This is a genomic window from Amycolatopsis sp. NPDC114478 (genome assembly GCF_055633805.1).
Map to the genome: position 1 here is coordinate 409949 of NZ_JBVKDO010000006.1, position 20341 is coordinate 430289.

20 protein-coding genes are annotated in these 20341 nt (G+C 72.2%); 12 read left to right on the forward strand and 8 right to left on the reverse strand.

Annotation, left to right across the window (positions count from 1 at the left end; translation table 11 throughout):
* Positions 1-4 precede the first annotated feature (4 nt).
* On the reverse strand, positions 5-961 hold the full coding sequence (locus ACZ7OH_RS20505; RefSeq protein ID WP_400903367.1) for a thiamine-phosphate kinase: 957 nt from the start codon (positions 959-961) through the stop codon (positions 5-7).
* Positions 962-1098: 137 nt separating this feature from the next.
* Between ACZ7OH_RS20505 and ACZ7OH_RS20510 the strand changes: the two genes are divergently transcribed.
* A complete protein-coding gene (locus ACZ7OH_RS20510; RefSeq protein WP_003091994.1) occupies positions 1099-1332 on the forward strand; it encodes an Lrp/AsnC family transcriptional regulator in 234 nt (77 codons plus the stop codon).
* A 19-nt stretch (positions 1333-1351) separates the two neighbouring features.
* Entirely contained in the window at positions 1352-1888 is a 537-nt protein-coding gene (locus tag ACZ7OH_RS20515) for a DUF3515 domain-containing protein (protein ID WP_470282195.1), read from the forward strand.
* Positions 1889-1895: 7 nt separating this feature from the next.
* On the opposite strand, the gene ACZ7OH_RS20520 is transcribed toward ACZ7OH_RS20515, so the two are convergent.
* Together ACZ7OH_RS20520 and pdxR are read right to left on the reverse strand one after the other, a co-directional pair.
* Positions 1896-2990, reverse strand: a complete 1095-nt coding sequence (locus tag ACZ7OH_RS20520; RefSeq protein ID WP_470282196.1) for a D-alanine--D-alanine ligase family protein — start codon at positions 2988-2990, stop codon at positions 1896-1898.
* 990 nt (positions 2991-3980) lie between these two features.
* The gene (gene pdxR / locus ACZ7OH_RS20525; RefSeq protein WP_470282197.1) at positions 3981-5351 is read right to left on the reverse strand and encodes a MocR-like pyridoxine biosynthesis transcription factor PdxR; all 1371 of its coding nucleotides are present in this window, start codon (positions 5349-5351) and stop codon (positions 3981-3983) included.
* 80 nt (positions 5352-5431) lie between these two features.
* Here pdxR and ACZ7OH_RS20530 point away from each other — a divergent pair, with 80 nt between their 5' ends.
* On the forward strand, positions 5432-6082 hold the full coding sequence (locus tag ACZ7OH_RS20530; protein WP_470282198.1) for a pyridoxamine 5'-phosphate oxidase family protein: 651 nt from the start codon (positions 5432-5434) through the stop codon (positions 6080-6082).
* Here the strand turns inward: ACZ7OH_RS20530 and ACZ7OH_RS20535 are convergent.
* Positions 6060-7481: a sensor histidine kinase gene (locus ACZ7OH_RS20535; RefSeq protein WP_470282199.1), complete on the reverse strand. Its 1422-nt coding sequence runs from the start codon at positions 7479-7481 to the stop codon at positions 6060-6062. The two genes, ACZ7OH_RS20530 and ACZ7OH_RS20535, sit on opposite strands and share 23 nt — an antisense overlap.
* Positions 7478-8191, reverse strand: a complete 714-nt coding sequence (locus ACZ7OH_RS20540; RefSeq protein ID WP_470282259.1) for a response regulator transcription factor — start codon at positions 8189-8191, stop codon at positions 7478-7480. Before ACZ7OH_RS20540 ends, ACZ7OH_RS20535 begins: the two co-directional genes overlap by 4 nt.
* A 147-nt stretch (positions 8192-8338) precedes the next feature.
* Between ACZ7OH_RS20540 and ACZ7OH_RS20545 the strand changes: the two genes are divergently transcribed.
* The 6 genes from ACZ7OH_RS20545 (at position 8339) to ACZ7OH_RS20570 (ending at position 13143) form a co-directional block, all read left to right on the forward strand.
* Positions 8339-9685 carry a ferredoxin reductase family protein gene (locus ACZ7OH_RS20545; RefSeq protein ID WP_470282260.1) on the forward strand — a complete coding sequence of 449 codons (1347 nt, stop codon included), beginning with the start codon at positions 8339-8341 and terminating at the stop codon, positions 9683-9685.
* A gap of 12 nt (positions 9686-9697) precedes the next feature.
* A complete protein-coding gene (locus ACZ7OH_RS20550; RefSeq protein WP_470282200.1) occupies positions 9698-10150 on the forward strand; it encodes an FMN-binding protein in 453 nt (150 codons plus the stop codon).
* Complete coding sequence (locus ACZ7OH_RS20555) at positions 10147-10887, forward strand: FAD:protein FMN transferase (RefSeq protein WP_470282201.1); 741 nt, start codon at positions 10147-10149, stop codon at positions 10885-10887. The genes ACZ7OH_RS20550 and ACZ7OH_RS20555 overlap by 4 nt, the downstream gene beginning before the upstream one ends.
* A gap of 63 nt (positions 10888-10950) precedes the next feature.
* Entirely contained in the window at positions 10951-11331 is a 381-nt protein-coding gene (locus ACZ7OH_RS20560; RefSeq protein WP_470282202.1) for a VOC family protein, read from the forward strand.
* Positions 11328-12152, forward strand: a complete 825-nt coding sequence (locus tag ACZ7OH_RS20565; protein ID WP_470282203.1) for a class I SAM-dependent methyltransferase — start codon at positions 11328-11330, stop codon at positions 12150-12152. The genes ACZ7OH_RS20560 and ACZ7OH_RS20565 overlap by 4 nt, the downstream gene beginning before the upstream one ends.
* A gap of 13 nt (positions 12153-12165) precedes the next feature.
* Positions 12166-13143 carry an asparaginase gene (locus ACZ7OH_RS20570; RefSeq protein WP_470282204.1) on the forward strand — a complete coding sequence of 326 codons (978 nt, stop codon included), beginning with the start codon at positions 12166-12168 and terminating at the stop codon, positions 13141-13143.
* A gap of 5 nt (positions 13144-13148) precedes the next feature.
* On the opposite strand, the gene ACZ7OH_RS20575 is transcribed toward ACZ7OH_RS20570, so the two are convergent.
* From ACZ7OH_RS20575 to ACZ7OH_RS20585, 3 genes are all read right to left on the reverse strand, one after another.
* A complete protein-coding gene (locus ACZ7OH_RS20575; protein WP_470282205.1) occupies positions 13149-13628 on the reverse strand; it encodes a cysteine dioxygenase in 480 nt (159 codons plus the stop codon).
* Between the two features lie 188 nt (positions 13629-13816).
* Positions 13817-14833 carry an NAD(P)H-dependent glycerol-3-phosphate dehydrogenase gene (locus tag ACZ7OH_RS20580; RefSeq protein WP_470282206.1) on the reverse strand — a complete coding sequence of 339 codons (1017 nt, stop codon included), beginning with the start codon at positions 14831-14833 and terminating at the stop codon, positions 13817-13819.
* Entirely contained in the window at positions 14833-15552 is a 720-nt protein-coding gene (locus ACZ7OH_RS20585; RefSeq protein ID WP_470282207.1) for a lysophospholipid acyltransferase family protein, read from the reverse strand. Before ACZ7OH_RS20585 ends, ACZ7OH_RS20580 begins: the two co-directional genes overlap by 1 nt.
* A gap of 744 nt (positions 15553-16296) precedes the next feature.
* Between ACZ7OH_RS20585 and cofC the strand changes: the two genes are divergently transcribed.
* Genes cofC through ACZ7OH_RS20600 form a run of 3 tightly spaced genes read left to right on the forward strand, consistent with a single transcriptional unit; the run spans position 16297 to position 20267 of the window.
* Positions 16297-16908 carry a 2-phospho-L-lactate guanylyltransferase gene (cofC, locus tag ACZ7OH_RS20590; RefSeq protein ID WP_470282208.1) on the forward strand — a complete coding sequence of 204 codons (612 nt, stop codon included), beginning with the start codon at positions 16297-16299 and terminating at the stop codon, positions 16906-16908.
* 42 nt (positions 16909-16950) lie between these two features.
* A complete protein-coding gene (locus tag ACZ7OH_RS20595; protein ID WP_470282209.1) occupies positions 16951-19317 on the forward strand; it encodes an RNA degradosome polyphosphate kinase in 2367 nt (788 codons plus the stop codon).
* Positions 19314-20267, forward strand: coding sequence for an NUDIX hydrolase (locus ACZ7OH_RS20600; RefSeq protein WP_470282210.1), 954 nt, complete (start codon positions 19314-19316; stop codon positions 20265-20267). Before ACZ7OH_RS20595 ends, ACZ7OH_RS20600 begins: the two co-directional genes overlap by 4 nt.
* The last annotated feature ends 74 nt before the right edge of the window (positions 20268-20341 follow it).

Consider the following 20341-nt stretch of genomic DNA (forward strand, 5'->3'; position numbering starts at 1 on the left):
TAGATCAGCGCCAGTGCGTCCAGCCGCCTTCTCGCGCAAAAGGCTTGCCGTCCACGGTGATCCCGGAGTCCGCCATCGTGACGACGCCGATCGTGCGCCACCCTTCGGGCAGCTCGGCGAACGGCGGGAAGGTGGCGGCCAGCGCGTGGTCCTCGCCACCGGTCAGGACCCAGTCGAGGGGGTCGGCGCCCAGCGCGGCACCGACTTCGGTGAGCCGGGCGGGGACGTCGAGGTCGGCGGTGCGGACGTCGATGCCGACGCCGGAGGCTTCGCCGATGTGCCCGAGGTCGGCGAGCAGGCCGTCGGAGACGTCGATCATGGCCGTGGCCCCGGCGAGCGCCGCGCGTGGACCGGCTTCGTAGGGCGGTTCCGGGCAGCGCTGGGCGTTGACGACGCCGACCGGGGAGCGGAACCCGCGCCCGAGCACGGCGAGGCCCGCGGCGGCCCAGCCGAGGCGCCCGTTGACGGCGAGGACGTCGCCGGGGCGGGCTCCCGAGCGCGTCACGGGCTCGCGGTCGCCGAGGTCGCCGAGCGCGGTCACGCTGATCACGAGCTGGTCGGCGCGGACCATGTCGCCACCGGAGACGCCCACGCCGGCGCGTCCGGCTTCGGCCCACATGCCGTCCGCGAGGCCGGTGACGACCTCGCGCGGGGTGTCGGGCGGGCAGGCGATCCCGACCAGGACGGTCGTCGGGGTGGCGCCCATGGCGGCGATGTCGGCCAGGTTGACCGCGACGGCCTTGCGCCCGACGTACTCGGGCGGCGACCAGTCGAGCCGGAAGTGGACGCCCTGGACGAGCACGTCGGTGCTGGCGACCACGCGGCCGTCGGGCGCCGCGACGACGGCGGCGTCGTCACCCGGGCCGAGCAGGGTGCCCGGCGGCTGGCGCCGTCCTTCGGTGACGGCGCGGATGAGCGCGAACTCTCCGGTCTCGGCGACCGTTCCGTCGTTCGGTGACACCGGTCACCTCTGCTTTCTCTACCGGGACAAAGATCGATCACCGATAGTCGGATGCCCTATGTTTTTCCGTGAGCTGGCGATACGTTGCTGATGACGTTCCTACCTTGAGCCGATCGATCCCGACGAAAGGGCGCGCCGTGGTCCACGCATACATCCTCATCCAGACCGAGGTCGGCAAGGCGGCCGCGGTGGCTGCCGAGATCTCCAGCATCCCGGGTGTGACCAGCTCGGAGGATGTCACCGGACCGTACGACGTCATCGTCCGCGCGGCCGCCGACAACGTGGACCAGCTCGGCCAGCTCGTCGTCGCGAAGGTGCAGAACGTGGAGGGCATCACGCGGACGCTGACCTGCCCGGTCGTCCACCTCTGACCAGTGGTGTAGTGGTCGGGTGCCTGATTCCGACACCGGTGCCCCGCCCAAGGTGGTCCTCGTCACCGCGGCCGCGCTCGCCGTGGCCTTGGCGGTCGCCGTCGCCGTCTTCGCGCTGACCCAGCGCTCCTCATCCGACGCCGTGGGTCCGCTGCCGTTGGTCCCCGTGCCGGCGCCCGCCGCGGGCGCGCCGGGGTGCACGACGTTGCTCGGGGCGGTGCCGTCCGAACTGAAGTCGAACGGCACGGCGTTGAAGGTGCGCGAGCTGGCCGCACCGGCGCCGCCCGCGACCGTGGCCTGGGGCACGGCCGACCCGCTGGTGCTGCGGTGCGGGCTGAACCGCCCGCCGGAGCTGACGCCGACGGCGGCGTTGCGCCTGGTGAACGGCGTCCAGTGGCTGCAGGTGCCGGGCGAGGGCGCGTCGACGTGGTACGTCGTGGACCGCGAGGTCTACGCGGCGCTGACCGTGCCCGACAGCGCCGGGACGGGCCCGTTGCAGACGATCTCCGACACCGTGGCGGCCAAGCTGCCTGCGCGTCCGTTGCGGTTTTCCTGAGCTTCGGTCAGCGCAAGCCGGTGCCGCGCGCGATGGCCGTGTCGATGAGCGTGGTCAGCAGCGTCGCGTAGTCCAGGCCGGTGACCTCCCACATCTTCGGGTAGGCGGACTTCGTCGTGAAGCCGGGCATGGTGTTGACCTCGTTGATGGTCAGTTCGCCGTCGGCGCCGACGAAGAAGTCGACGCGGGCGAGGCCCTGGCAGTCGAGGGCCTGGAAGGCCTGGACCGCCATCGCGCGGAGCTTCTCGGTGAGGGCGTCGTCGAGCTTGGCCGGGATGTCGAGCTCGGCGTCGTCGCCGAGGTACTTGGTTTCGAAGTCGTACCAAGCGTTTTCGTCCTCGGACAGGACGCGGATCTCGGCGGGCAGCGAGGCTTCGACGTGCCCGTCGGGGAATTCGAGGACCCCGCATTCGACCTCGCGCCCGACGACGGCGGCCTCGACGAGGACCTTGGGGTCGGTGGCGCGGGCGAACTCGATGGCGGCGTCGAGGTCGTCCCAGGTCGTCACGCGGCTGATCCCGACGGACGACCCGGCACGCGACGGCTTGACGAAGACGGGCAGGCCGAGCTTGGCCCGGTCATCGTCGTCCAAAGTGGACTGACCGCGCTTGAGCGCGGCGAAGGTCCCGACCGGAAGTCCTTCGGCGGCCAGGAGTTTCTTCGCGGTTTCCTTGTCCATGGCGGCGGCGCTGGCGAGCACGCCGGGGCCGACGTACGGGATGCCGGCGAGCTCGAGCAGGCCCTGGATGGTGCCGTCCTCGCCGAAGGCGCCGTGCAGCACCGGGAAGACGACGTCCACCTGCGAGAGGAGCTCGCTTTCGCGCCCGGGTTCGACGGCGACGAGCCCCCGGCTGGAGGGATCCCCGGCGAGGACGAGGCTCTTGCCGTCGTCGACGGACGGCAGTTCGCGGCCGCGGATGGCGAGCTGGGCGGAGTCGCCGGTGCCGAGCACCCACCGGCCGTCCCGGGTGATGCCGACCGGGACCGCCTCGAACCGCGCGGGGTCGAGGTTCCCCAGGACGCTGCCGGCGGACAGGCAGGAGATGGTGTGCTCACTGCTGCGCCCACCGAACACGACCGCCACCCGGATCTTCTCGCTCATGGTGAGCCACCGTACCCGGTGACCTCGCGGAACAGCCCAGCCCGGTGCGGCGGGAGGTGCGTGGTGGGCGGTGAACGCAACCGGTGAGGAGGTGGTGCGTCCGATAGGTCGAGGGGGCGGTGGGTTCGGGTTCCGGGGTTGGTTGGTGCTTGGTCTTCGGTGCTTGCGCCCTGGGGTTCGACTGGCGGTCGTCCGTGGTTCGCCGCTCGCGGTTCCCGGGGTTGGTTCTTGCTCCCGGCTCCCGCACTCTGGCTCTCGGCTCACGCGCCTTCGGCTCCCGCGCTGCTGCTTCTCGCGACCGGTTCCATGCTCTCGCCGCCCGCTTCCGGCTCACGCACCTTCGGCTCGCGCGCTGCTTGCTGCTCGCCCCCGCTCCCCCGCGGCCAACTCCGCGCTTCAGCTCCCGCGCTCCCGGCCTCCGCGCCTCCGGCTCTCACGCTCCCGTACTCAGGCTTTCGGCTCACGCGCTGCCGCTCTCGCCGCCTGCTCCCGGCTCTCGGCTCATGCGCCTTCGGCTCGCGCGCTACTTGCTTCTCGCCCCCGCTTCCGTCCCCCGCCCCCGCGCGGCCAGCTCCGCGCTCCCGCGCCTCCGGCTCCCGGCTCCCGGCTCCCGGCTCCCGGCTCCCAGCTCCCGGCTCCCGGCTCCCGGCTCCCGGCTCCCGGCTCCCGGCTCCCGGCTCCCGGCTCCCGGCTCCCGGCGACATGAAGAGTCGTTCACACCATCCCGCACCAGGGTTCCGTCAAAGTCGCAACGGCGGGCAGCTCCGCCGCCGCAGGACGCCGACCGTGCCGCCCCCCTGCCATCCCGCGCACTGAACGACCTTCCACCACAAGCCACCCGCCCGCCACGCCGAGACAGACCCCGCCCTCCCAGGGGGAACCTCCACCGGATTGACCATATCGGCCCCAACCCACCCAAAGCCGCGAAAAGCCACCAACAAGCCCACACTTGTCCACATCACAACGACCCTGTGGACAACCGAAAAAACCTCAGCGCAGCAACGAAACCAACGTCGGCAAAGCCGCCACCAAAGCCTCCCGCGAACACCCCGCATACCCGATCGCCACCCCGTGCGCCGACGGCGTCCCGGCGAAATGCCGCGCCAACCCGTCCAACCGGATCCCCCGCCGCTCGGCCGAAGCGATCACCGACGCCTCCACCGATGCCGACGAAAACGGCACCACCAAGTGCGCCCCCGCGTCATCCCCGCGCACCGGGACCTCCGCCGCCGACAAAGCCCCCGCCAGCAACGTCCGCCTCTCCGCCATCTCGCGGCGCAGCTTCCGCAGGTGCCGGCCCAAATCTCCGTTGCGCGCGAACTCGTACAACACCCGCTGCCCCGCCGGCGACGGACGAGTCCCGGTCGAATCGCGATACGCCAAAACCGCCGACGTGATCGCCTCCGGCGCCACCATCCATCCCGCCCCCAGCGTCGGCGTGAGGATCTTCGACGTCGTCCCCAAATGCGCCACCACGTCCGGCGCCAAAGAAGCCAACATCGGCAACGGCGCCACGTCGAAGCGCAACTCTCCGTCGTAGTCGTCCTCGATGATCAACATCGACGACGACCGCGCCAGCTCCACCAGCGATACCCGCCGCGCCGCCGAAAGCCTGCTGCCCATCGGGTACTGGTGCGCCGGTGAGCAGTACACCGCCCGCGTGCCCGCCGGGATCGCGGAAGGCCGCAACCCCTCGTCATCCACCGGGACGCCCACCACCCGCATGCCCGCCCGGCGGAACGCCTGCACCGCCCGCTGGTACCCCGGCTCCTCGACCGCGACGACGTCCCCGCGCTCCAGTACCGCCGCCGCCAGCTCGACGACCGCCGCCGTCGTGCCGCCCGTCGCCAGCACCGAACCCGCCGCCAGCCCGCGGTGGCGCAGCAAGTGCTCCGACACCGCCGCGCGGTACTCCGGCAGCCCCGCGCGGTGGGCGCGGACCAGGGGATCCGGGTCGGCCGCCGCCCGCCAGGCGCGACGCCAGGCCGCGCGGTCCAGGCCGTCCGCCCACGGTGTGCCCGGGCCGAGGTCGAGAAGCGACGGCGCCGCCGCCTCGGGCGCCGGGACGGCCGGCGCCGGCACCTCCGAGGCCGAAAACGACGGCGGTGTCGTCACGTACGTGCCGGAGCCGTGCCGCCCGGCGATCCAGCCCTCCGCGTGCAGCTGCTCGTACGCCGCCGACGTCACCGTTCGGCTGACGCCGAGGCGGCCGGCCAGCGCCCGCGTCGACGGCAGCCGGTCGCCACCCCGGAGATGGCCTGAAGCGGCCGCTTCGCGCAACGCGTCGGCGAGCTGGACGGCCAGCGGCGTCACCGCCGAACGGTCGAGGCTGACCGGGAGCGCGGTGTCGGCGTGGGTCACGGAACCTCCTCGAGTGGACTTCCCAAGTGTACGAGAAGTGGCCGTTTTCCGATGCCACTGCGCTGGGAGACGCTGGTCGCATGCTGTCCACCACGTCCCGCACCACGCTCGGCCGCAAGAAGCACCGCGCCGTCACCGACCGCTCGGCACTGCACGCCGTCCTCGACGAGGGCCTGATCTGCCACCTCGGCATCGTCCGCGACGGCGCGCCCCTCGTCCTGCCGACCGGCTACGGCCGCGACGGCGACACGCTCTACCTGCACGGCTCCACCGGCGCGTCGAGCCTCCGCACGGCGGCGCAGGACCTCGACGTCTGCGTCACCGTGACGCTCCTCGACGGCATCGTCTACTCGCGCTCGGTGAACAACCACTCGATGAACTACCGCAGCGCGGTGATCTTCGGGAAGGCGACGCCGGTGCTCGACGCCGACGCGAAGATGCACGGCCTCAAGGTGCTCACCGACCACCTCGCGCCGGGCTCGTGGGAGCACGCGCGCGAGGTCAACGCGAAGGAGTTCGCCGCGGTCAGCGTGCTCGCGCTCGACCTCGCGGAGGCGTCGGTGAAGATGCGCGCCGAGGGCCCGGACGACGAGCCCGAGGACCTCGACGCGGACTACGCCTGGGCCGGCGTCCTGCCGGTCCGCACCGTCTTCGGCGCGCCCGAGCCGTCGACCGACCTCTCCCCCGGCTGGACCACGCCGGCGCACGTCACCGAGCGAGCGGCAACCTGACCGTGAACGTCGTCCGGCCCGGCTCCGACGACACTGCGACCGTCCCGCCGTGCGCCGTCACCAGGGACTGGACCACCGACAGCCCGAGCCCGGTGCCGCCGTTGTCGCGGGTGCGCGAGTCGTCGACGCGGAAGAACCGGTCGAAGATCCGCTCCTGATCCGCCGGAGCGATCCCCGGTCCCGCGTCGCTGACCTCGACGACCGCCTCGGCCCCGGAAACCACCACCGAGACGTGCACCGCCGTCCCGGATGGGGTGTGCACGGCGGCGTTGGCCAGCAGGTTGTCGAGCACCTGCCGCAGCCGCAGCGGGTCCGCGGAAACGAACGCCGGCGTGAGCGAAGAGGAAACCGGGTGGTCGGGCCGCCCGGCGGCGAACGCGTCCACCGCGTCGCCGGCCAGCTCCGCCAGGTCGACGCGCTCGGGCCGCAACGGCGTCTCGGCGGCCCGCGCGTCGAGCCGGGCCAGCAGCAGGAGGTCGTCGACGAGCACGCTCATCCGCGCCGTCTCGGAGCGGATCTTCCCCAGGTGCGCTTCCCGTTCCGCCGGCTCGTTCGCCGCGGCGTAGCGGAAGAGGTCGGCGTAGCCGCGGATCGACGTCAGCGGTGTGCGCAGCTCGTGGGAGGCGTCCGCGACGAACCGGCGCAGCCGCTCGTTCGCCTCGGTCTTCGCCGCCAGTGACGTGTCGATGTGGGCCAGCATCACGTTGAACGCCGTCCGCAGCTCCTCGACCTCGGCGCCGCCGCCGGCGCCCGCCGCGCGCACCGGCAGGTCGGCGTTCGCCGTGAGGTCGTGGGACGCGATGTCGTGCGCGGTGCCGGCCATGTCGGCCAGCGGGCGCAGGCCGCGGCTCAGCACCAGCCGTCCGACGACCAGGAGCACGGCCAGCGCGAACGCGAACGCGCCGACCTCGACCCAGATCAGCTGCCGCACCGTGCCGTCGAGGTCCTTCTGCGGAGCGGCCGAAAGCAGCACCGACCCGTTGTCGACCGGGCACGCGCGCACCCGGTACGGCCCGTCTTCGGAGAGGGAGATCGTGCGCGTGACGTCGCCGCCCACCGCGTCGGCGGCGATCTTCGCCAGCTCCTTCGCGTCGCCGGGCAGCTGGCCGCCGGGTTCGGGCGTCGCGACGCCGTCGCGCACCTTGTACAGCGCCGAGTACCACGAGTAGACCGACTGCGGCGAGCCGTGGGTCTCGCGCAGCAGCGGCAGCTGGGTGTTCTGGCTCTTGGACAGCTGCTCGTCGAGCCGCCGGTCGAGGTAGCCGTGCATGATCCCGACCGTCGTGACGCCGACGGCCGCGAACACGACCAGGGCGAGCGCGCCGAGGCCGAGCGTGATCCGGGTGCCCAACCGCGTGCGCTGCCAGGCCCCGTACCACCGGCGGAAGAAGCGCTTCACCGGTTGGCCTGGCGCACGACGTACCCGACTCCGCGCACGGTGTGGATCAGCGGTTCGCCGTCGCCCGCGTCGACCTTGCGCCGCAGGTGCGAGATGACGAGTTCGACCACATTGGACCGGCCGCCGAAGTCGTACTCCCAGACGTGGTCGAGGATCTGCGCCTTCGTCAGCACCGACGGCGACCGGCGCATGAGGTAGCGCAGCAGCTCGTACTCGGTCGGCGTCAGCTCGGCCGCGCGGTCGCCGCGGCGGACCTCGCGGGTGTCCTCGTCCAGCGTCAGGTCCCCGACGCGCAGCACGGCCCCGCGCGTCGGCACCTGGTGCGTGACGCCGGAGCTGCGCCGCAGCACGGCCCGCAGCCGGGCCATCAGCTCCTCGACGGAAAACGGTTTCACGAGGTAGTCGTCACCCCCGCGGGTGAGCCCGGCGACCCGGTCGGCCGTCGCGTCCTTGGCCGTGAGGAACACCACGGGCACCGCGCTGCCGTTCTCCCGGAGGCGGTCGAGCACGGTGAAGCCGTCGAGGTCGGGCAGCATCAGGTCGAGCACGACGATGTCCGGCCCGAACTCGGCGGCCTGGCTCAGCGCGGCCTTCCCGGACCCGGCCGTGACCGCGTGCCAGCCCTCGTACCGGGCGACGGTGGCGACGAGGTCGGCGATGTGCGGCTCGTCGTCGACGACGAGCAGGCGCACGGGTTCGGAGGGCTGCACCACCCCATCTTCTCCCGGCGCACGCGCGCCCGGCGACCGGTGGCGCGGGCCGACAGGAATCCGACAGCCGGTACCCAGACTCGCCACAGGGTCCGTGGCGAGTCTGGCCTTCGTGAACCGAAACCGAAGGGGATCCGTGTGACCACCATGACGCAGACCGCCGAGGCCACGCGCCCGGCGATCCGCCCCCGGATCGCCGCGAAATCCGGCCTCTTCCTCTTCCTGGGCGCCAACGTGGGGGCCGTCACGGCGCTGTTCGCGCAGGCCGGCCTGTCGCAGAACGTGCTGATCAGCATCGGCCGGCTCGCCGGCATGTACGGCGCGCTGGCCATGGCGGTCCAGCTGCTGCTCGTCGCGCGGCTGCCCTGGCTGGACCGGCGGATCGGGATGGACCGGCTCACGACGTGGCACCGCTGGACCGGCTTCACGATCCTGTGGACCCTGCTGGCGCACCTGGTGTTCATCGCGTTCGGCTACGCCGAGGTGTCGAGCAAGGGCGTCGTCGACGAGCTGGTCGAGATGGCCAACACCCTCGAAGGCATCCTGCGGGCGCTCGTCGCGTTCGCCGTGATCCTGATCGTCGGGGCGGTTTCGGCGAAGTTCGCGCGCAAGCGGCTCGCCTACGAGACGTGGCACTTCATCCACCTCTACACCTACGCCGCGGTGCTGCTGGCGTTCACCCACCAGATCGCGCTGGGCCAGTCGTTCGCCGGTTCGGAGACGGCGAAGACCTACTGGTGGACGCTCTGGCTGGGCGCCGGCGCCGCCGTGCTCGCCGGGCGCGTCGTGCTCCCGCTGTGGCGGAACCTGCGCCACCAGCTGCGCGTGACCGCGGTCGTATCCGAGGCCCCGGACGTGGTTTCGGTGTACATGACCGGCAAACACCTCGACAAGATGCCGGCGCGGGCGGGCCAGTTCTTCCTGTGGCGGTTCCTGACGAAGGACCGCTGGTGGCAGGCCAACCCCTTCTCCCTGTCGGCCGCACCCGACGGCCGCACGCTGCGGCTGACCGCCAAGGCGCTGGGCGACTCCAGCGCCGGGCTGCGCAGCCTGAAGGTCGGGACGCGCGTGTTCGCCGAAGGCCCGTACGGCGCGTTCACGACGATCCACCAGCGGCGGCCCAACGCGCTGCTCGTGGCGGGCGGCGTCGGCATCACGCCGATCCGCGCGCTGCTGGAGGACATCGACGGCCACGTCGTCGTGCTCTACCGGGTGCGCACGCAGGCCGACGCGGTGCTGCTGCCCGAGCTGAACGGGCTGGCCAAGGCCCGCGGCGCCGTCATCAGCGTCCTCACGGGACCGGACCAGGCGGTCGGCCCGCGCGGCACGATGCTCGGCCCGGCGAACCTGCACATGATGGTGCCGGACGTGCATGAACGGGACGTGTTCGTCTGCGGCCCGCCGGGGATGACGTCGGCCGTGCTGCGCAGCCTGCGCGAGCTGAAGGTGCCGAAGACCCAGGTCCACGCCGAACGCTTCAGCCTTGCGGCCTAAGGGGATTCTCTCGTGAAGAAGACCATTTTCGTCGTCGCGCTGTCGATCGCGGGGTTCATCGCGGTCTGGCGGTTCGAGCCGGGGCCGGTGCACAACACCGCCGTCGCCGCGCCGCCGCCCAGCGTCGCCGCGCCATCCACCGCCCCGGCTCCCCCGGCGTCTACCGGCGCCGCTCCGTCCACTCCGGACAGTGCGAACGCGACAGTCACCACGCAGGGCACGCCCGAGTCGAGCACCTACGGCACCGTCCAGGTCCAGGTGACGTTCACCGGCGCCCGGATGGTCGCGGTCACGCTGCTGCAGGCCCCGGACGACGGCCGCGCGCTCACCGCGTTGCCGCGCCTGCAGGAAGAAGCGATCAAGGCCCAGAGCGCCGACATCGACACGATCACCGGGGCGACCGAGACGAGCGAGTCCTACAAGACGTCGCTGCGGGCGGCCATCGACGCGCGGGGCAGCAGATGACCACGCGCGTGGAGCAGGTGATGGGCCTGCCGATCTCCCTCGATTTGCGGGACGAAGGCGACTTCGCCGAGATCGTCGACGACGTGTTCGCCTGGTTCCGCGACGTCGACGCGAAGTTCAGCCCCTTCAAGGAGGACAGCGAGGTCAGCCGGTACGACCGCGGCGAGCTGACGGCGGCCGAACTGAGCGACGACCTCCTCGAAGTGCTGGAGCTGTGCGCCTACTACGAGCAGCTGTCCGGCGGCGCGTTCCGCGCGCGGCTGCCCGGCCGCGGCCTCGACCCGTGCGCGGTGGTGAAGGGCTGGGCGGTGCAGCGCGCCGCCGACATGCTCAAGGCCGACGGCGCGACGACGTTCTGCCTCAACGCCGGCGGCGACGTCGTCACCGCCGGCGAGCCGCGGCCCGGACGGCCGTGGCGGGTCGGCGTGCGGCACCCCGAGCAGCCCTTGGCCGTGTGCGCGGTGGTGGAGTCGCGCAACGGCGCCATCGCGACGTCGGCGGCCTACGAGCGCGGCTCGCACATCCTCGACGGCCGGTCGGGCGCGCCGGCGACCGGGCTGCTGAGCGTCACGGTCATGGCCCGCGACCTGGTCACCGCGGACGCGCTGGCGACGGCGGCGTTCGCGATGGGCACCGAGGGCATCACGTGGGCGGCCGACCGGCCGGACTGCGAGATCCTCATCGTCGACGACAGCCGCCGCGTGCACCGGACGGCGGGCCTCGCGCTGGCGTCGTAATCCGGTCGCGCTCGTCCGGGGGCTCGGCCAGACTCGGGAGCAGCCGTCTGCCCGAGGAGAGCCATGCCGTCGTCCGTCCTGCATGTGTCCGTCGACTGCGCCGACCCGTACAAGCTGTGCCAGTTCTGGAGCGAAGTCACCGGAAAACCGGTCCCTGCAGAGGACCAGCCCGGCGACGACGAGTGCGGCATCGCGCTCGAGGGCGGCATCGACATGCTGTTCCTGCGCGTCCCCGAACCGAAGACGGTCAAGAACCGCCTCCACGTGTGCCTCCAGCCGGACGGCCCGCGCGACGACGAGGTGGAGCGCATCCTCGGCCTGGGCGCGACGCTGGTCGACGACCGCCGAAACGCCGACGGCACCGGCTGGGCCGTGCTCGCCGACCCCGAGGGCAACGAGTTCTGCGTCCTGCGCAGCGCGGCCGAACGAGCCGCGACGTCGTGACGGATTCGTTCGCCGTCAACAAGGCCAACTGGGACGAACGCGCGGTGCTGCACGCGGCGTCGCCGGACTACGGCTTCGAGACCTACGTTTCGGATCCGGAGCACCTGAGCGGGGTCGTGCGGTTCGACCGGCCGCGCCTGGGCGACCTCGGCGGGGTGCGCGCGGCGCACCTCCAATGCCACATCGGAACGGACACGGTTTCCCTGTCCCGGCTGGGCGCCTCCGTGACGGGCTTGGACTTCTCCGGCCGGGCGCTGGAAGAAGCGCGGCGGTTCGCGTCCGCCACGAACGCCGAGATCGACTTCCACGAGGCCAACGTCTACGACGCCGTGGAAGTGCTCGGCGCCGGGCGGTTCGACCTGGTCTACACCGGGATCGGCGCGTTGTGCTGGCTGCCCTCGATCGCGGGCTGGGCGGCGGTGGTCGCCGGCCTGCTGCGGCCCGGCGGCCGGCTGTTCGTCCGCGAAGGGCACCCGATGCTGTGGGCGCTCGACGAGACGGCGAACCCGGCGGTGCCGCGGTATCCCTACTTCGAGCACGCCGAACCGCTGGTGTTCGACGAACCCGAGACGTACGTCAAGGTGGAGCGGAAGCTGGAGAACAGCGTCAGCCACTCGTGGAACCACTCGCTGGGCGAGATCATCACGGCACTGCTGGACAACGGCCTGACGCTGACCGGGTTCACCGAGCACGACAGCGTGCCGTGGAACGCGATCCCCGGGCAGATGACGCGGGACGAGGCCACGGACGAGTGGCGGATGACGGACACGCCGTCGCGGGTGGCCGCGAGCTACACGCTCCAGGCCGTCAAGACCGGCTGAATAGGGTGGGCGCATGCCCTTGATCGCGGTCGCCACCCTCGGCGGAACCATCTCCATGGCCCCGGTGCCCGGAGAAAGCGGTGCGGTGCCGCGGCTCGGCGCGGCCGATCTGCTCGGCGGCCTCGGCGACCTGCCGATGGACGTCCTGGCCGAGACGCTGGCCGGCATCGGCAGCGCGTCGCTGGACTTCGCGACGCTGCTGCGGTGCCGCGAGTGGGGGCTGCGGCAGGACGCCGACGGGTTCGTCGTCGTCCAGGGCACGGACACCCTGGAGGAGACGGCCTACTTCCTGGAGCTGACCTGGCCGTCGGACGTCCCGGTCGTGGTCACCGGGGCGATGCGCCACGCGGGGCTGCTCAGCCCGGACGGCCCGGCCAACCTCCGGAACGCGCTGACCGTGGCGGCCGACCCGCGCAGCCGCGGCCGGGGCGTGCTGGTGACGCTGAACGACGACGTCCACGCGGCGCGCTGGGTGCGGAAGGCGCACTCGAGCCACCTGGAAGCGTTTTCGTCGGCGCCGGCGGGTCCGCTCGGCATGGTCGTCGAGCACGCCGTGCACTGGTTCCACCCGTCGCCGCCGCGGCTGCCCGCGCTGGCCGGGACGGACTTTTCGGGGCTGGTCCCGGTGGTCGAAACCGGTCTGGACGACTCGGGGGCGGTGCTCGCGCACGCGGCCACGCAGCCCGATGTGCGCGGGATCGTGGTCGCGGCGACCGGTGTGGGACACGTGTCCGCCGGCACGGCCGACGTGCTCTCGCGGCTGGTCTCCGACCTGCCGGTGGTCGTGGCTTCGCGGACGGGCGCCGGCCCGACGCTGCGGTCGACGTACGGCTTCCACGGCTCGGAGTCGAGCCTGATCGCGATGGGCGCGACGATGGCCGGCTGGCTGGACGCGCGCAAGGCGCGGATCCTGCTGCACGCGCTGCTGGCGTCCGGCGCGGACCGGGCGGCGATCGAGCGCGAGTTCCGCGCCCGCGGCGACCTGGACTGAGTGGTTCAGTCCAGGACCGGGCCGCCCAGCGCGTCCAGGTGGTACGGGCGCATCGCGCGGCCCGCGTCGCGGTAGACGTGCACCGAGATCGCCGGGTCCGGGCCGTCGTTGCGCACCTCGTGGACGTACCCCGGGCCGAACACCCGCGACTGCCCCGCCGAGAGCGCGTGCAGCTCGGTGACCGCGCGGCCGTCCGGCGCGCGGCGGGCCACCGCCTCCGTCAACCGGCCGCTGACCAGCGTGAACGCGCCACTGGCGAACGCGTGGTCGTGCAGGTCGGTGCGCTGGCCGGGCAGCCAGCTCATCAGCCAGACCTCCTGCTGCTCGTCCTTCTCGACGAGCGCCGCGAAGCGCTCTTCGGGGTCGTAGCGCAGCAGGTGCTTCCAGCGGTCGCGGTCGGCGGCGACCTCCAGCGCGACGCGCACCGGGTGGCGCAGCGCGGGGTTTTCGGGACGCAGCAGGGTGTTGTCCGGAACGGCGAACATGAGGGTCCTCACGGGAGAAAAGGGGTGTCGAGCTGGGCCGGGGCGGGGTTCACCGACAACAGCGACACGCGCACATGACGGCGCGAAGGCCCGTGCGGCCCCGCAGCTCAGTCATCTCGTACGCGAACATGGCGACCAGAGTTCCGCATCGCCCCCGGCCCGGTCAAGCCGTCCCAGCTGCCGGGAGATCAGGACCACTCGTGCTTCTGCGACCGGCCCAGCAGCTCCGCGCCCGCCTGCCGCGGGTCGACGCCCTCGTGGCAGACCCGGTGCATCGCGTCGGTGATCGGCATGTCGACACCGACGCTCTGGGCCAGCGCCCGGATCGACGAGCACGACATGACGCCCTCGGCGACCTGCCCGCCCGCCGCCGCCTGCGCCTGTTCGAGCGTCTCGCCGCGGCCGAGGCGCTCGCCGAAGGTCCGGTTGCGCGAAAGCGGCGACGAGCAGGTCGCGACCAGGTCGCCGACGCCGGCGAGCCCGGCGAAGGTCAGCGGGTCGGCGCCCAGCTTCGCGCCGAGGCGGGCCATCTCGGCCAGGCCGCGGGTGATGAGCGTCGCCATCGTGTTGGTGCCCAGGCCCAGGCCCGCGGCCATGCCGGTGCTGAGCGCGATGACGTTCTTGCAGGCACCGCCGAGTTCGCAGCCGACGACATCGGTGTTGGTGTACGGGCGGAAGTAGGAGTTGGCGCAGGCGCGCTGGATCGCGACGGCGCGTTCGTGGTCGGCGCAGGCGAGCACCGCCGCGGCCGGCTGCCCGGCGGCGATCTCCTTGGAGAGGTTGGGCCCGGTGACGACGACGACGTCGCCGGCGTCGATCCCGACGATCTCCCCGATGACCTCGCTCATCCGCTTGAGCGTGCCGAGCTCGACGCCCTTGGCGAGGCTGACGAGGATCGCGTCGGGCGGAAGCAGGGGGCGCCACGCCGAGAGGTTCTCCCGCAGGCTCTGGCTGGGGACGCCCAGCACGACGGCTTGAGCGCCGTCGAGGGCGTTCGCCGGATCGCTGGTGGCGGTGATGTTCTCCGGCAGGCCGACGCCGGGCAGGTAGGCGCTGTTGACGTGCCGCTCGCGGATGTCTTCGGCGACCTGCTCGCGGCGCGCCCACAGGGTGACATCGCGGCCGGCGTCGCCGAGCACCTTCGCGAAGGCGGTGCCCCACGAGCCGGCCCCGAGCACGGTGACCCGCTGGACGTCGGCGCGCATCAGACGGGATCCCCCGGCTTCGCCGACGGCGGTTCTTCGTGGCGGATCTCGCCGAGCAGGCGGGTGACCTCGTCCATCATGACCTTGGTGACCTCGCGCAGCTTCGACGCGCTGCGGGTGTTGCCGCCGCGGTAGGCGGACAGGTCGATCGGGTCGCCGACGGAGTGCGTGATCGTCTTGCGCGGGAAGGGCGTGAACTTCTTGGTGTAGCCGTTGAAGATCTGGTTGGTGCCCCAGCGCGCGATCGGGATGATGGGGACGTCGTTCTGCAGCGCGAGCCGGGCGGCGCCGGTGAAGGACTCCTTCGGCCAGCCGGCGGGGTCCTTGGTGATGGTGCCCTCGGGGTAGATGACGACGATCTTGCCTTCTTCGAGGGCCTGGTGCGCGGCCTTGAGGCTGTCCCCGGCGGCGGCGGACCCGCGCGAGACGGGGATCTGCCCGGACCTGGAGACGATCGGTCCGAGGATCGGCGCGCGCTTCAGGCTCTCCTTGAAGAGGAACCGCGGGACGCGCTTCTGCCGGTGCACGAAGACGGCGTCGACAACGGGGTCGAGGTGCGAGATGTGGTTCATGACGAGCAGCGCGGGCCCTTGCCGCGGAATCTTCTCGGCCCCGACGTAGACCCGCCGGGCAATGCCGGTGAGCGGGTAGAACAGTACGGCGGCCAGCCCCACCCAGAAGCCGCCCTTCTCACGCCGGGCCACGATCTCCTCCTCCACGTCAGCTCCCCCAGATCCTGCCGCGCCGGGGTGAGGGCAGTCCAGGGAGGGTGTCCTTGGCCGGTGATCAGCGGGTGATCGGCAGTGGTCAGGGCCGGGTTCGGGGGCCGCGGGTCGGCTGGGCGCCGCGGGCTGACCGGGCCGGGGCATGGCTCGGCCAGGCAGGTGCCGGGCTCCTCGAAACCTGGCGCCGGGTTCCCGGGGTGGGCGGGGTGGGAGCGGCGCTTCGGCCGGGTGCCTGGTTCATCGCGACCTGGCGCAGGGGTCGCCGGGCCGGACATCGCTCGACGGGCTCAGACTCCGCAGGCGCCGGCTCGGCCGCGCAGGGTCGATGGGCTCTCACTCGCGGCTCCAGCTCGCCGGCCGAGCCGCTCTCCCAGCCATCAGCGCGGCGCCACCGCGCCATGCACCGGCACCGACCGAACCGCGAGGCTTAGCGAGGTCCCATGGCCCGACCAGCCCAAGCACCCAGCCCTCCGGACGAAACCCACGCCACGCACCGCCCATGCCCAACCCAACCGCCGGTCGCAGGCCCAGCCCGTTTTTCCGCGAACCACCCGCCATCCCCCACCAACCAGGCCCACCCTCCCTGGGGGCCACCCCGTCTCGAAGCTACCGCCCCCAACCGACCAAAACCCCGCCGAACCACCCCACCACCCCCGACTTGTCCACAACACCCATCACCTGTGGACAACCCGCCCCTCCCGCCGACACCCACCCGCCATTTCGGGTAAAGATGGACACGTGGACGTGGACCTGGTCGTGCCGATGAAACACCCCCGCGACGGCAAGTCGCGGCTGCGTGGGGCCGTCGCGCCCGAGCGGCACCCTGGGCTTGTCCTCGCGCTGGCCGCTGACACCCTCGCCGCCGTCACCTCGACCGCGCGGGTGCGGCGCGTGCTGCTCGTCGCCGCCGATCCGGCCGCCCTGGCCGAGCTCGGGGAGCTCGGGATCGAGATCGTCGCCGAGCCCGCCGAAAAGTCCCTCAACGCCGCCTTCCGGCACGGTGCCGACCTGCTCCGGCGGGACGATCCGCACGCCGTCGTCGGGGCGCTGCAAGCCGATCTCCCCGCTCTGCGAGCCATCGACCTCACCGACGCCATCGCCGAAAGCGACAACCGGCGGGCCTTCGTCGCCGACCGCCAAGGCACCGGCACCACCCTCCTCCTGTCCGCGCCCGGCGCACCCCTCGATCCCCGCTTCGGCCCCGGATCGGCCCAGCACCACCAAGCCTCCGGCGCCGTCCCGCTCCGGAAAAAACTGCCGAGCCTGCGCAGCGACGTCGATACCCCCGAAGACCTCGCCCACGTCAAAACCCTGGGTGTCGGGAAACACACCGCGGAGCTGTTCACCTGACCTTCACCGCGGCCTGCGCAATTCGGCGGGGCTTGGTGAACAATGGGGTCCGTGAGCACAGAAGACGGCGGCACGCCCGCACAGCGGAGGCGACGGAACCCGGCGAGCGGATCTTCGGAGACGGCGAAGAAGGCGACCACCGCCAAGAAGGTCCCGTCGAAGTCCACCGCGCGCGACACCGCGGCCCGTGCCACCGCCGGCAAGGCCAGGACCCGCAAGACCACCGCCGCCGCGGCCACCCCCGCCACGAACCGGCGCCGCAGCTCCGCGCAGGGCAACCCGCGCGGCCCCGAGGAGTTCCGGGCCGTCCCGTCCGCGCCGCCCGCGGTCACCGCCGCGCCGACCGCCGTCGAGACGCTGCCGGACGACCGGTACTTCAACCGCGAGCTCTCCTGGCAGGACTTCAACGCCCGCGTGCTCGCGCTGGCCGAGGACGAGTCGCAGCCGCTGCTCGAACGGGCGAAGTTCCTCGCCATCTTCGCGTCCAATCTGGACGAGTTCTACATGGTCCGCGTCGCCGGCCTGAAGCGCCGCGACGAGACCGGCCTGCTGGTGCGCAGCGCGGACGGGCTCACCCCGCGCGAACAGCTCGACTACATCGCCAAGCGCAACCAGGACCTGGTCGAGCGGCAGACCGGCGCGTTCGAGAAGCACCTGCGCCCGCAGCTGGCCGAGCACGACATCCACATCGTCGGCTGGGCCGACCTCTCCGGCGCCGACCAGCTCCGGCTGTCCAGCTACTTCTCCGAGCAGATCTTCCCGGTGCTGACGCCGCTGGCCGTCGACCCGGCGCACCCGTTCCCGTACATTTCGGGCCTTTCGCTCAACCTCGCCGTCACGGTCCGCGACCCGGAGGGCGGCACCGAGCGCTTCGCGCGTGTCAAGGTGCCGAGCAACGTGCCACGCCTGATGCGCGTCGAGACCGAGCGCACCAGCCGGACGGCGACGTTCCTGCCCCTCGAAGAGCTCATCGCCGCCCACCTCGGCGAGCTGTTCACCGGCATGGACGTCACCGAGCACCACGTCTTCCGCGTCACCCGCAACGCCGACTTCGAGGTCGACGAAGACCGCGACGAAGACCTCCTGCAGGCCCTCGAGCGCGAGCTGGCCCAGCGCCGGTTCGGCCCGCCGGTGCGCCTCGAGGTCGCGCAGGACATGAGCGAGCACATGCTCGAGCTGCTGCTGCGCGAGCTCGACGTCGACCCGGCGGACGTCGTCGAGGTGCCCGGCCTGCTCGACCTGACCTGCCTGCACCAGCTGTCCAGTGTGGACCGCAAGGAGCTGAAGGACCGGCCGTTCGTGCCGGCGACGCACCCGGCGTTCGGCGAGCGCGAGACGCCGAAGAGCGTTTTCGCGACGCTGCGCGAGGGTGACGTGCTCGTGCACCACCCCTACGACTCGTTCTCCACGAGCGTGCAGCGGTTCATCGAGCAGGCGGCGGCCGACTCGAAGGTCCTCGCGATCAAGCAGACGCTGTACCGGACGTCCGGTGACTCGCCGATCGTCGACGCGCTGATCGACGCCGCCGAGGCGGGCAAGCAGGTCGTCGCGCTGGTCGAGATCAAGGCACGGTTCGACGAGCAGGCCAACATCACCTGGGCGCGCACGCTGGAGCGCGCGGGTGTGCACGTCGTGTACGGCCTGGTCGGGCTGAAGACGCACTGCAAGGTGTCGATGATCGTGCGCCAGGAGGGCTCGACCATCCGCCGCTACTGCCACATCGGCACCGGCAACTACAACCCGAAGACCGCGCGGCTCTACGAGGACATCGGCCTGTTCACCGCCGACCCGAGCATCGGCGCGGACGTCACCGACCTGTTCAACGTGCTCACCGGCTACTCGCGGCAGGACACCTACCGGACGATACTGACGTCGCCGCACGGCATCCGCCGCGGCATCGTGCGCGCGATCGGCGAGGAGATCGAGCTGGCGCGGGCCGGGCAGGACGCCGGGATCCGGATCAAGTGCAACTCGCTGGTCGACGAGCAGGTCATCGACGCGCTCTACCACGCGTCGCAGGCCGGGGTGCGGGTCGAGATCGTGGTGCGCGGGATCTGCACCCTCAAGCCCGGTGTCGAAGGGCTGTCGGAGAACATCCACGTCCGGTCGATCCTCGGCCGGTTCCTGGAGCACTCGCGGATCTTCAACTTCCGCGCCGGCGGCACGCACTGGATCGGCAGCGCGGACATGATGCACCGCAACCTCGACCGGCGGATCGAGGCGCTGGTGCGCGTCAAGGACCCGAAGCTGACCGCGCAGCTCGACGACATCTTCGACTCGGCGCTCGACCCCGCGACGCGGTGCTGGGTGCTGACCGCGAGCGGCGAGTGGTCGCCGTTCCCGGCAGAGGGCTCGCGGGTGCGCGACCACCAGCTCGAACTGGCGAAGCTGCACGGGGCCGCCGGATGACCCACGAGGTACGGGCGGCCGGCGCGGTGCTGTGGCGCGTCGCCGGAGGGGTGACGGAAGTCGCCCTGGTCCACCGCCCGCGGTACGACGACTGGTCGCTGCCGAAGGGAAAACTCGATCCGGGCGAGACGATCGCCGAGGCTGCCGTGCGCGAAGTGCGCGAGGAGACCGGGTTCGACGCGGTCCTGGGCCGCTACCTGGCCCGGACGCGCTACCCGGTGCCCGCGCGCACCGGCCACGGCACCGTGCCGAAGACGGTCGACTACTTCAGCGCCGAAGCCGTGTCCGGCGGGTTCGCCGCGAACGACGAGGTCGACGAGCTGCGCTGGCTCGGCCCGACGGCGGCGGAAAAGCTGCTGACGCGGCCGGAAGACGTGCGGGTGCTGCGCGCTTTCTGCGAGGTGCCGGTGGGCCTGACGACGCTGGTGCTGGTGCGCCACGCGAAGGCGGGCAAGCGGGACGAGTGGACCGGCGACGACGACCTGCGGCCGTTGTCGGAGGCGGGGCTGCGCCAGGCGTCGGCGCTGCGGCGGGTGCTGGGGTTGTTCGGCCCCGACCGCGTGCTGTCGGCGCCGCGGCTGCGCTGCGTGCAGACGGTGCACGGGGTCGCCGAGGACGTCGGCACCGAAGTGCGCCACGAGCCGCTGCTGTCGGAAGAGGGCTACTGGCCGGACCCGGTGCTGGGCGTCGCGCGCCTGCTGGCGCTGGCGGGCGACGGCGGCACCCCGGTGGTGTGCAGCCAGGGCGGCGTGATCCCGGACCTGGTCAGCGCCCTGGCCGACCGCGACGGCGTGGAGCTGGCCGCCGCGCGCGGCGGCGTGGTGCCGAGCAAGAAGGGCTCGTTCTGGGTCCTGTCGTTCCGCCCGCCGACGGCCGAGGACGGCCCGCTCCTCCTGGCGGCCGACTACTACCCGAGCGCCCTGCCGACGCCCTCGCCCAGCCACCGCTGAGGCCCCGCTGTCCCGCGACAGCGTCGTGACAGTCGATCTTGGTGTACTGGTCCCGGGTCCCGCTGGGCTGCGCC